This is a genomic window from Quisquiliibacterium transsilvanicum, assembly GCF_014202215.1.
Lineage (GTDB): Bacteria > Pseudomonadota > Gammaproteobacteria > Burkholderiales > Burkholderiaceae_E > Quisquiliibacterium > Quisquiliibacterium transsilvanicum.
Genome location: NZ_JACHGB010000005.1, coordinates 382709 through 392774, shown reverse-complemented (window position 1 = coordinate 392774; position 10066 = coordinate 382709). Strand labels below are relative to the sequence as shown.

The following is a 10066-nucleotide window of genomic DNA, read 5'->3' as shown; positions in this document are numbered from 1 at the left end:
GCCGGCTCCGCCCGGAAGACCCCTGGCGCGGCTGCGCATGCTGCGGCACCATCGCGAGGGCACGCACGCGCCGCCGTGGCGCGGCGCTGCCGAGGAGCCCCGATGTACGTCCCCGACCACTTCGACGAGCCGCGCCCTGAAGTCCTTCATCGGCTGATCGCTGCCCATCCCTTCGGCACGCTGGTGACCGCGGGCGAAGGGGGCCTGGACGCCGAGCACCTGCCCTTCGAGCTGAGCCCCTCCGAAGGCCCGCTCGGCACCCTGCGCGCGCACGTCGCGCGCGCCAACCCGGTCTGGACCGCCGTGCGCGAGCACGCCGAGGTGCTGGTGATCTTCCGTGCCGCCGACGCCTACGTTTCGCCCAACTGGTACCCGAGCAAGCATGAGACACACCGGCAGGTGCCCACCTGGAACTACCGGGTGGTGCATGCGCACGGCCGACTGGCGGTGCGCGACGACGAGCGCTTCCTGCGCGGACTGCTGGCGCGCCTGACCCGCAGCCACGAGGCCACGCAGCCGCGGCCCTGGAAGATGGGCGATGCGCCGGCCGACCACGTCGAGGCGCTGCTGAAGGCGGTGGTGGGCATCGAGATCCCGATCGCGCGGCTGGCGGGCAAGCTCAAACTAAGCCAGAACCGCGAGGCGCGCGACCGCGTCGGCGCGGCCGAGGCGCTGAAGGCCGCGGGCCAGCACGAGCTCGGCCAGGCGATGCTCGACGCCATGACCGGAACGCCGCGCTGACCGCCGCGCGCGGGCGCATCGGCGATTGACGTAGGATTCCCGGCGGGCGGTCCCGCGCCGTCCAACCCGCAAAGCCGACCAGGAGGGAGCGCCGATGACAGCCTCGCACCGCCGACAAACCCTCCAGGCACTGGGGGCCGCGCTGCTCATGCCGGCGCTGGGCGCCGCCGGGCACGCGCGCGCAGCGCAAGCCGATTCACGCGTGAACCCGGTGCGCGTCGCCTCGGGCCTGGAGCACCCCTGGTCGCTGGCCTTCCTGCCCGACGGCTCGATGCTGGTCACCGAGCGCCAAGGACGCCTGCGCCGGGTCACGCCGGACGGGCGCGTGTCCGCGCCGATCGCTGGCGTGCCGGCGGTGCACGCGAGCGGCCAGGGCGGCCTGCTCGACGTGGCCCTGGGCCCGGGCTTCGCGCAGGACCGCAGCGTATTCCTTTCCTTCGCCCAGCCCACCCGCGGCGGCGCGCGCACCGCGGTGGCGCGCGGCACGCTCTCGCCGGACGGCGCGACGCTGCGCGACCTGACGGTGATCTTCGCGCAGAAGGACGACCCCTCCGGCGGGCACCACTTCGGCTCGCGGCTGGTCTTCGCGCGCGACGGCACGCTGTTCGTGACCCTGGGCGACCGCTTCGGCCACCGGGACCGGGCCCAGGACCTGGGCAGCCACCTGGGCAAGATCGTGCGCATCCGGGCCGACGGCAGCGTGCCGCCGGACAACCCCTTCGTCGGCCGCGCCGGCGCACTGCCGGAGATCCACTCGCTTGGGCATCGCAACGTCCAGGGCGCCGCGCTGCACCCGGAGACCGGCGCGCTCTGGACGCACGAGCATGGTCCGCAGGGCGGCGACGAGCTGAACCTGGAGAAGCCGGGCGCCAACTATGGCTGGCCGGTGATCACCCAGGGCCGCGAGTACGTGACCGGGTTCAGGATCGGCGAAGGCAGCGCGCGCGAGGGCATCGAGCCGGCGCTGCACCAGTGGACGCCTTCGATCGCACCGTCGGGCATGGCCTTCCTCACCAGCGACCGCTATCCCGGCTGGCGCGGCAGCCTGTTCGTCGGCGCCCTCAAGTTCAGGCTGCTGGTCCGCCTGGAGCTGGACGGCGCCCGGGTGATCCGCGAAGAGCGCCTGCTGGCCGGGCGCGAGCAGCGGATCCGCGACGTCCGCCAGGGCCCGGACGGCCTGTTGTACCTGATCACCGACGCCAGCGACGGCGAACTGCTGCGGCTGGACCCGCGCGGCTGAGCGCCGCCGCCGGGACCGCCGCCCCCCACCAGGAGCTCCGCTTGAAGTACGCCTTCCCACTGTTGCCGCCGGTGTCGGTCCCGGTCGCCGGAACCGACCTCTCCTTCCCGGTCCACCGCATCTACTGCGTCGGGCGCAACTATGCCGAGCACGCGAAGGAGATGGGCTTCACCGGCCGCGAGCCGCCCTTCTTCTTCATGAAGCCCGCCGACGCGCTGGTGGTCGTCGGCGCGGGCTGCGTCGGCGAGATCCCCTATCCGCCCGGCACCCGGAGCCTGCACCACGAGATCGAGCTGGTGATCGCGATCGGCCAGGGCGGCCATGACATCGCCGCAGCCGACGCGATGCGCCACGTCTACGGCTATGCCGTGGGGCTGGACATGACGCGGCGCGACCTGCAGAACGAGGCAAAGAAGCTCGGCCGGCCCTGGGAGATCGGCAAGAGCCACGACGCCTCCGCGCCGATCGGCCCGATCATCCCGCGCGAGCAGGCCGGCGACGCCACGGACGCGGCGATCTCCCTGTCGGTCAACGACGAGACACGTCAGTCCAGCAGCACCAGCCAGCTGATCTGGAGCATTGGCGAGATCGTCGAGCACCTGTCCCGCTACTGGACCCTGCTGCCCGGCGACCTGATCTTCACCGGCACCCCGGAGGGCGTCGGCGAGGTGCGCAGCGGCGACCTGATGCGCGGGCGCGTCGAAGGGGTCGGCGCCCTCGACGTACGCATCGTCTGATCCGCATCGATCGCCTGCCCCGATCGCCTGCCCCGATCGCCCGTCCCGACCCACCGGCCCACCGATCCGCCGCTGACCGCGTCCCCAGCCCGTCCCCGGAACCTCGCCCATGAACGAATCCACGATCGCCCCCCAGCCGCTGCGCCGCTGGGTTTCCGACCTGTTCCTCGCCGCGGGCTCCGACGCCCGCGAGGCCGGCCTCGCAGCGGACCACCTGGTGGACGCCAACCTCGCAGGCCACGACTCCCACGGTGTGGGCATGGTGCCGCGCTACGTGCTGTCGCTGCTGGCCGGCGAGCTGCAGCTGGGCCGGCATGCGCGCATCCTTTCCGATACCGGCTCGATGGTGTCGGTCGACGGCCAGCGCGGACTCGGACAGGCCGTCGCGCACGAGGCGATGGAGATCGCCATCGAGCGCGCGCGGCAGCACGGCGTGTGCGTGATGGGACTGAAGGACAGCCACCACATCGGCCGCGTCGGCCACTGGGCGGAGCAGGCCTGCGCCGCCGGCCTGGTGTCGATCCACTTCACCAACGTCAATGCCGCCAGCGCGCTGGTCGCTCCCTGGGGCGGCAGCCAGGCCCGCTTCCTGACCAACCCGTTCACCGTTGGAATCCCGCGCGCCGACGCCCCGCCCGTGGTGCTGGACTTCGCCACCAGCGCGATCGCCGGGGGCAAGGTGCGCGTGGCCCACAACAAGGGGGCCACGGTGCCGCCCGGCGCGCTGATCGACGCCGAAGGCCGGCCCACCGAGGATCCGGGCGTGATGTTCGCTGCCGACCCGGCGGCGCGCGGCGCGCAGCTGCCCTTCGCGGAGCACAAGGGCTACGCGCTGGCCATGGTCTGCGAGCTGCTGGGCGCGGCGCTCACCGGCGGCGAGACCATGCGCCCGGCCAACCGCAACATGAAGTACGCAGTGTGGAACAACATGCTGGCGCTGGTCTTCGACCCCGCCCGCATGGGCAGCGGCGAGCGCTTCGAGCAGGAGGCGCGCGGCTTCGTCGAGTGGGTGCAGTCGGCGCGCCTGTCCGAAGTCGGCCGCGAGCTCGGCGGCATCCTGATGCCAGGCGATCCGGAGCGCATCTCGCGCGCGCGGCGCGCGCAGGCCATCCCGATCGACGCTGGCACGATGACTCAGCTGGACGAGGCGGCCGCCTCCGTCGCCGCCCGCTTCGGCCATTCTCCCGGCCCGCTGTCCCGGCTGGCCGTGCCGCCCAGCGCATGAACCGGCGGAAGGAATCGACATGAAGATCATCATCGCGGGCGCCGGCATCGGCGGCCTCACCGCGGCGCTCTCGCTGCATGCCGCCGGCATCGACGTCGAGGTCTTCGACGGCGTCCAGGAAATCCGCCCTCTTGGGGTGGGAATCAACTGTCTGCCGCATGCGGTGCGCGAGCTCACCGAGCTCGGCCTGGGCGAGCGGCTGGCCGCCGCCGGCGTCGCCACCCGGGAGCTCCTCTACACCAACAGGCACGGGCAGCGCATCTGGCAGGAGGACCGTGGCCGGCATGCGGGCTACGGCTGGCCCCAGGTCTCGATCCACCGAGGCCGTCTGCAGACGATTCTTTTCGAAACCGCGCTCGAACGGCTGGGCCCCGAGCGCATCCACCTGGACCACGCGCTGGATCGCTTCGAGCAGGACGCGGACGGCATCACCGCCCGCTTCGTCTCGAAGCCGGTGGCGAGCGGATCGAGCCCTGCCGCCGGTGCGCCGGCGCCCCGGCGTCCGCCGCGCCGCGGCAGCGTGCGCGGCGACCTGCTGGTCGGCGCCGACGGCATCCACTCGGCGGTGCGCCGCGCGCTGTACCCGGACGAGGGCCTGCCGATCTGGAACGGCGCGATCCTCTGGCGCGGCGTCACCTTCGCGAAGCCCTTCCTGTCGGGCGCCTCGATGATCATGGCCGGCCACGAGTGGCAGAAGTTCGTCTGCTACCCGATCTCGGCGCCGCGCGCCGACGGCCTGCAGGAGATCAACTGGATCGCCGAGCTGAAGTACCGCGACCGGCCGGCGCTGCAGCGCGAGGACTGGAACCGGCAGGGCCGGCCCGAGGACTTCCTGCCGAAGTTCGAATCCTGGGACTTCGGCTGGCTGGATGCGCCCGGACTGATCCGCGGCGCGGACCGCTGCTTCGAGTTCCCGATGGTGGACCGCGACCCGCTGGCGCGCTGGACGCACGAGCGCGTCACGCTGCTGGGCGACGCCGCGCACCCGATGTACCCGATCGGCAGCAACGGCGCCTCGCAGGCGATCCTGGACGCGCGCGTGCTGAGCTGGCGGCTGGCCACCGAGGCCGACCCGCTGCGCGCGCTGCAGCTCTACGACGAGGAGCGCAGGCCGGCCACCGCGGCGATCGTGATGGCCAACCGGCGCAACGGGCCGGAGAAGGTGATGCAGATGGCCGAGGAACGCGCGCCCGACGGCTTCGCCGACGTGCACCAGGTGATTCCCCGCGAGGAACTCGAGGCGGTGGCCAGCGAGTACAAGCGGGTCGCGGGCTTCGATCGCGAACGGCTCAACGCGCGCCCCTCGTATTCGGTGATCCGGCGCTGAATCGCCTACTTCGCCGAGTGCTTCCGCACCAGCGTGCGGGCGTCCTCGAGCAGCCGCGCACCGTCGATTCCGCGGCGCTTCATCTCGGCGATCCACTCGTCGTCGACCCTCTCGGCCGCCTTGCGGAAGGCCTGGTGGTCGGCCTCGCTCAAGCGGGTCACCGTCTTGCCCTGCGCCTCGGCGGACGCACGTCCCGGCACATCCGCGGCCGCCTGGGTCCGCCCCAGCCAGGCCGAGGTCTGCAGTCCGGAATTTGCGTCGATCACCTTCTTCAGGTCGGGCGGCAGCGCGTCGTACTTCGCCCGGTTCATCGCCATCACGAAGGTGGCGGTGTAGAGCGCGGGCAGCGCCGGATCGAACTCGGCATGGTGCCTGGCGAGCTCGTCGACCTTGATCGAGGGCACCACGTCCCAGGGCAGCAACGCGCCCTCGATCACCCCCTTGGTCAGCGCATCCGGGATCTGCGGCACTGGCATGCCCACCGGCGTGGCGCCGAGTGCGGCCAGCAGGCGGGTGGTCAGGCGGCTCGGGGCGCGCATCCTGAGCCCCTCCAGATCGCCGATCGAGCGCACCGCGCGGCTGCGCGTGTGGATCGCGCCGGGTCCGTGCACATGCAGCGCGATCAGGCGCACGTCCCGGAACTCCTCCTTGGCGTGCGCCTGGACGTAGTCCCAGTAGGCGCGGGAGGTGGCCTCGGGACTGGTCATCATGAACGGCAGCTCGAACACCTCGGAGCGCGGGAAGCGGCCAGGCGTATAGCCGGGCAGCGTCCAGATCACGTCGGCCACGCCGTCGCGCACCTGGTCGTAGAGGTTGGGCGCACCGCCGCCGAGCTGCATCGCCGGGTAGCGCTCGAAGCGGATGCGTCCGCCCGATTCCTTCTCGACCTTGTCCATCCAGACGGTGTGCATCTCCCTCCACACCGCCGACTGCGGCGCCATGAACGTGTGGAACTTCAGCGTCACTTGCGCGGCCCATGCGGGCCCCGCAGTTGCCAGTGCCAGTGCCAGCGCCATGGCCAGTGCGATCCGCTGCAAGATCATCGAGGTTCCTCCGTCGTCATCGTCGTAATCGTCGTCCGTTGGCATGCCTCGCCGCACGCGCGGCGGCAGCCCGAGGGCGCGATTGTAGGGCCGGGGCGCCGGCTCGATGAATCCGATGGCACGGCTGCCCGCAGCTGCCTGGCAGGGCGTGCGCCACGTGCGGTAAAGTCGCCGCTCCAATGAAAGCCGCGCTGCGCACACGCCTCGGCGCCAGGCGGCACCAGGCGGCACCCGTGCGCGCGCACGGCCCGACCGGGGCCCGCCCCTCTCGCAAGGAGACGAACCCGATGCCCTTCGTGAACTGCGACGGCGCCCGCATCTACTGGCGGGTCGACGGCCTTCCCGAACTGCCGCCCCTGCTCCTGGTCGGGTCGCTCGGCAGCGACCATGCGGTCTGGAACCCGGTGATGGCCGGGCTGACCCGGCATTTCCGCGTGATCCGGATGGACAGCCGCGGCCACGGCGCCTCGGACGCCCCGCCCGGCGACTACAGCCTGGAGCGGCTCGGCCGCGACGTGCTCGCGGTGGCCGACGCCGCCGGCGCGCCCCGCTTCCACTACGCCGGGCTGTCGATCGGCGGAATGATCGGCATGTGGCTGGGCGCGCACGCCGCGGACCGCATCGACCGGCTGGTGCTGACCAACACCTCGGCCTGGATGGACGCGAAGGCGATGGACCAGCGCATCGCCACGGTTCGCGCCCAGGGCATGGGCGCGGTTGCCGACGCGGTGATCGCGCGCTGGTTCACGCCCGGCTACGCGGCCCGCAACACCGAGCATCGCGCGACCACGCTCGCCACGCTGCTGGCGATGGATCCGACCGGCTACGCCGGCTGCTGCGCGGCCATCCGGGACATGGCACTGGAGCCGCTGCTGCCGCGCATCGGCGCGGCCACGCTGGTGATCGCCGGCAGCCACGATCCGTCGACGCCGCCGGCGATGGGACGTCGGCTCGCTGCGGCGATCCCGCGTGCCACCTGCCTGGAGCTGCCGACGGCGCACTTCTCCCATTCGGAGCGGCCGCTTCGCTGGACCGAATGGGTGGTGCGCTTCCTGCAGGGCGAGGACGACCCGTCGGCACCGGCCGGCCGCCGCGGCAAGTAGCGGCGCCGCCACGAGGACGGGCCGGCGACGGGAGCGGCGCTGCGCCGCTGCTACCATTGCCGCGGTTTTCGGCGACCGGCCTTCGCCGCAGCACCCAGTCCAGTGAAACGGGGAACTCGGCTGTGCACGAGACATTCGAGCGAGCCGCGATCGGCCTCGCGATTCTGGGCGGGATCGTCCTGGCGGCGATCGCGCTCGTCACCACCGGCGGCGTGCTGTCGCGCTGGGCGCTCGGCAGCCCGCTGACGGGCGACACCGAGATCGTCGGCTACGGCACCGCCGTCGTGCTGGCCTGCTTCCTGCCGCTGTGCCAGTGGCGCGGCGCGAACGTGATCGTCGATTTCTTCACCGCGCGCGCATCCGCGACGCTGCGCGCCGGGCTGGACCGCGCCGGCGCGCTGCTGCTCGCGCTGATGCTCGGGCTGCTCGCCTGGCGCACCGGCGTCGGTGCGCTGGACCAGCACCGCTACGGCGCGGAAACGATGCTGCTGCAATGGCCGCTCTGGCCTGCGCTGATGCTGATGGCCGTGCCGATGGCGCTGGCCTCGCTGATGGCGCTCTACACCGCCGTGACCGGCCGCAACGGCGCACTGCCGCCTGCCCGGGAGCGCCGAGGGTGACGCCCCTGCTCTCCGCGCTGCTGCTGTTCACGCTGATGCTGGCGCTGATGGCGGTTCGCATCCCGATCGCCGCGGCGATGTTCGTCGCCGGGCTGGCGGGCTACCTCGCGCAGGCAGGCTGGCTTCCGCTGGCCAGCCACCTCAAGAGCTACGCCCACGCGCGCTTCTCGGGCTACGAGCTGTCGGTGATTCCGCTGTTCCTGCTGATGGGCCAGTTCGCCAGCCAGAGCGGACTGTCGCGCGCGCTGTTCCGCTTCGCTGCCGCGCTGCTGGGGCGCTTTCGCGGCGGGCTGGCAATGGCCTCGGTGATCGCCTGCGCCGCCTTCGGCTCGGTCTGCGGATCGTCGATCGCCACGGCAGCGACCATCGGGTCGGTGGCCCTGCCCGAAATGAAGCGCCACGGCTACTCGGGGCGGCTGGCCAGCGCCACCGTGGCCGCGGGCGGGACCCTGGGCATCCTGGTGCCGCCCTCGGTGGTACTGGTGGTGTACGCGATCCTCGCGGAACAGAACATCGCCAAGCTGTTCGCAGCTGCGCTGGTGCCGGCAGCGATCGCGGTGGCCGGCTACCTGCTCGCCATCGGCCTGTACGTGCGGCTGGTGCCCGGCCATGCGCCCGAGCATGACGAAGTCCCGACCGCGGCGCTGCGCGAGAGCGCGGCCGGCGTGCTGCCAGTGGCCGCGATCTTCCTGATCGTGTTCGGCGGGATCTACGGCGGCGTGTTCACTCCCACCGAGGGCGCGGCCGTCGGCGCCGCGGCCACCTTCCTCGCCGCGCTTGCGCGCCGGGAGATGGACTGGCCGAGGTTCCAGGCGAGCGTGCAAGCCACCGCCCAGGCATCGGCGATGATCTTCATGATCTTCCTGGGCGCCGACCTGCTCAACTCGGCGCTGGCGCTCACGCAGGCGCCCGGCCAGATCGCGCAGGCGGTCGCCGGGCTCGAATGGCCGCCGATGGCGGTCGTCGCAGCCATCCTGGCCTTCTACGTCGTGCTGGGCTGCGTGATGGACGAACTCTCGATGATCCTGCTGACCCTCCCGATCGTGTTCCCGCTGGTGATGGGTCTTGACCTGGGCCTGGCACCCGACGAGCAGGCGATCTGGTTCGGCATCCTGGTGCTGATGGTGGTCGGCATCGGGCTGATCGCGCCGCCGGTGGGGCTGAACGTCCACGTGGTCGGCGGAATCGACCGTTCCACTCCGCTCGGCGAAACCTACCGCGGCGTGCTTCCCTTCCTTGCGAGCGACCTGCTGCGCACCGCGCTGCTGATGCTGGTGCCAGGGTTGTCGCTCTTCCTCGTGCGATTCATGGACTGACCGACATGGAACATCTTCTGCCCACCCAGGCCTGGGATCTGCTGCAGCGCGAGCCCGAGGCCCTGTTCATCGACTGCAGGACCGACGCGGAGTTCTTCTTCGTCGGCCACCCGGTCGGCGCGATGCACGCCGCGCTGTACGACGGCCCCGAATGGGACACGAACCCGCATTTCGTCTCGGAAGTACGCAAGCTGTCCGGCCAGTCGCCCGAGCGGCCGGTGGTGCTGATCTGCCGCAGCGGAAGGCGCTCGGTCGAGGCCGGCAACCTGCTGGAGGACGCCGGCTTCACGCGCGTCTACAACGTGCTGCACGGCTTCGAGGGCGACCTCGACGACGAGCATCGTCGAAGCACGCGCAACGGCTGGCGCTTCGACGGGCTGCCCTGGGAGCAGACCTGAGCGAAGCCCGCCCCAGCCGCAGGCGGCGGGGCGGCAGCGGAATCAGTGCAGCATGACCGGCTGCAGCATCAGCCCGTCGAAGCGGCCCAGGAAGGCGTCGACCTCCTCGACCGAGGGCTGTCCAGCGATCAGTTCGGCGACGTTCTCGCGGAACTGCGTGGCCAGCGCGCCGCCGATGAAGATCTCGCGGCGCGTGGCCTTGTCCATGATCTCGAAGCCGCCACGGCCGGGCTCGGCCTCGTCACGGAACTCGAACACGCAATAGCTCGGGCTGTTGTAGATGATCTGCATTCGCAACCTCGTCGGGCCACTGCGG

The 10066-nt window shown here is 71.8% G+C and carries 11 protein-coding genes; 9 read left to right on the top strand and 2 right to left on the bottom strand.

Features of this window, described 5'->3' with window-relative positions:
- Window positions 1–102 precede the first annotated feature (102 nt).
- The 5 genes from HNQ70_RS14275 to HNQ70_RS14255 all read left to right on the top strand — a co-directional run bounded on the left by HNQ70_RS14275 (window position 103) and on the right by HNQ70_RS14255 (window position 5270).
- The gene (locus HNQ70_RS14275; protein WP_183968778.1) at window positions 103–741 is read left to right on the top strand and encodes an FMN-binding negative transcriptional regulator; all 639 of its coding nucleotides are present in this window, start codon (window positions 103–105) and stop codon (window positions 739–741) included.
- A gap of 94 nt (window positions 742–835) precedes the next feature.
- Window positions 836–1981 (top strand): PQQ-dependent sugar dehydrogenase, encoded by a 1146-nt coding sequence (locus HNQ70_RS14270; protein WP_183968776.1) that lies wholly within the window; start codon window positions 836–838, stop codon window positions 1979–1981.
- A gap of 41 nt (window positions 1982–2022) precedes the next feature.
- On the top strand, window positions 2023–2718 hold the full coding sequence (locus HNQ70_RS14265; protein ID WP_183968774.1) for a fumarylacetoacetate hydrolase family protein: 696 nt from the start codon (window positions 2023–2025) through the stop codon (window positions 2716–2718).
- Between the two features lie 109 nt (window positions 2719–2827).
- The gene (locus tag HNQ70_RS14260) at window positions 2828–3943 is read left to right on the top strand and encodes a malate/lactate/ureidoglycolate dehydrogenase (RefSeq protein WP_183968772.1); all 1116 of its coding nucleotides are present in this window, start codon (window positions 2828–2830) and stop codon (window positions 3941–3943) included.
- A 19-nt stretch (window positions 3944–3962) separates the two neighbouring features.
- Window positions 3963–5270: a flavin-dependent oxidoreductase gene (locus HNQ70_RS14255; RefSeq protein ID WP_183968770.1), complete on the top strand. Its 1308-nt coding sequence runs from the start codon at window positions 3963–3965 to the stop codon at window positions 5268–5270.
- A 5-nt stretch (window positions 5271–5275) separates the two neighbouring features.
- On the opposite strand, the gene HNQ70_RS14250 is transcribed toward HNQ70_RS14255, so the two are convergent.
- Window positions 5276–6313 carry a TRAP transporter substrate-binding protein gene (locus HNQ70_RS14250; RefSeq protein ID WP_183968768.1) on the bottom strand — a complete coding sequence of 346 codons (1038 nt, stop codon included), beginning with the start codon at window positions 6311–6313 and terminating at the stop codon, window positions 5276–5278.
- Between the two features lie 287 nt (window positions 6314–6600).
- On the opposite strand from HNQ70_RS14250, the gene pcaD reads away from it, so the two are divergent.
- From pcaD to HNQ70_RS14230, 4 genes are all read left to right on the top strand, one after another.
- Entirely contained in the window at window positions 6601–7416 is an 816-nt protein-coding gene (gene pcaD, locus HNQ70_RS14245; RefSeq protein WP_183968766.1) for a 3-oxoadipate enol-lactonase, read from the top strand.
- 122 nt (window positions 7417–7538) lie between these two features.
- Window positions 7539–8036, top strand: a complete 498-nt coding sequence (locus tag HNQ70_RS14240) for a TRAP transporter small permease (RefSeq protein WP_343060793.1) — start codon at window positions 7539–7541, stop codon at window positions 8034–8036.
- Window positions 8033–9352 carry a TRAP transporter large permease subunit gene (locus tag HNQ70_RS14235; RefSeq protein ID WP_183968763.1) on the top strand — a complete coding sequence of 440 codons (1320 nt, stop codon included), beginning with the start codon at window positions 8033–8035 and terminating at the stop codon, window positions 9350–9352. The genes HNQ70_RS14240 and HNQ70_RS14235 overlap by 4 nt, the downstream gene beginning before the upstream one ends.
- A 5-nt stretch (window positions 9353–9357) precedes the next feature.
- The gene (locus tag HNQ70_RS14230; RefSeq protein ID WP_183968761.1) at window positions 9358–9750 is read left to right on the top strand and encodes a rhodanese-like domain-containing protein; all 393 of its coding nucleotides are present in this window, start codon (window positions 9358–9360) and stop codon (window positions 9748–9750) included.
- Window positions 9751–9792: 42 nt separating this feature from the next.
- On the opposite strand, the gene HNQ70_RS14225 is transcribed toward HNQ70_RS14230, so the two are convergent.
- The gene (locus tag HNQ70_RS14225; protein ID WP_183968759.1) at window positions 9793–10041 is read right to left on the bottom strand and encodes a BTH_I0359 family protein; all 249 of its coding nucleotides are present in this window, start codon (window positions 10039–10041) and stop codon (window positions 9793–9795) included.
- Window positions 10042–10066: the final 25 nt, after the last annotated feature.

What these genes read in the sequence shown, in the direction of transcription:
- HNQ70_RS14270 (WP_183968776.1), top strand. Translation starts at nt 836, where the DNA reads ATGACAGCCTCGCACCGCCGACAAACCCTCCAGGCACTGGGGGCCGCG.
- HNQ70_RS14225 (WP_183968759.1), bottom strand. Translation starts at nt 10,041, where the DNA reads ATGCAGATCATCTACAACAGCCCGAGCTATTGCGTGTTCGAGTTCCGT.
- HNQ70_RS14255 (WP_183968770.1), top strand. Translation starts at nt 3,963, where the DNA reads ATGAAGATCATCATCGCGGGCGCCGGCATCGGCGGCCTCACCGCGGCG.
- HNQ70_RS14250 (WP_183968768.1), bottom strand. Translation starts at nt 6,313, where the DNA reads ATGATCTTGCAGCGGATCGCACTGGCCATGGCGCTGGCACTGGCACTG.
- HNQ70_RS14230 (WP_183968761.1), top strand. Translation starts at nt 9,358, where the DNA reads ATGGAACATCTTCTGCCCACCCAGGCCTGGGATCTGCTGCAGCGCGAG.
- pcaD (WP_183968766.1), top strand. Translation starts at nt 6,601, where the DNA reads ATGCCCTTCGTGAACTGCGACGGCGCCCGCATCTACTGGCGGGTCGAC.
- HNQ70_RS14275 (WP_183968778.1), top strand. Translation starts at nt 103, where the DNA reads ATGTACGTCCCCGACCACTTCGACGAGCCGCGCCCTGAAGTCCTTCAT.
- HNQ70_RS14260 (WP_183968772.1), top strand. Translation starts at nt 2,828, where the DNA reads ATGAACGAATCCACGATCGCCCCCCAGCCGCTGCGCCGCTGGGTTTCC.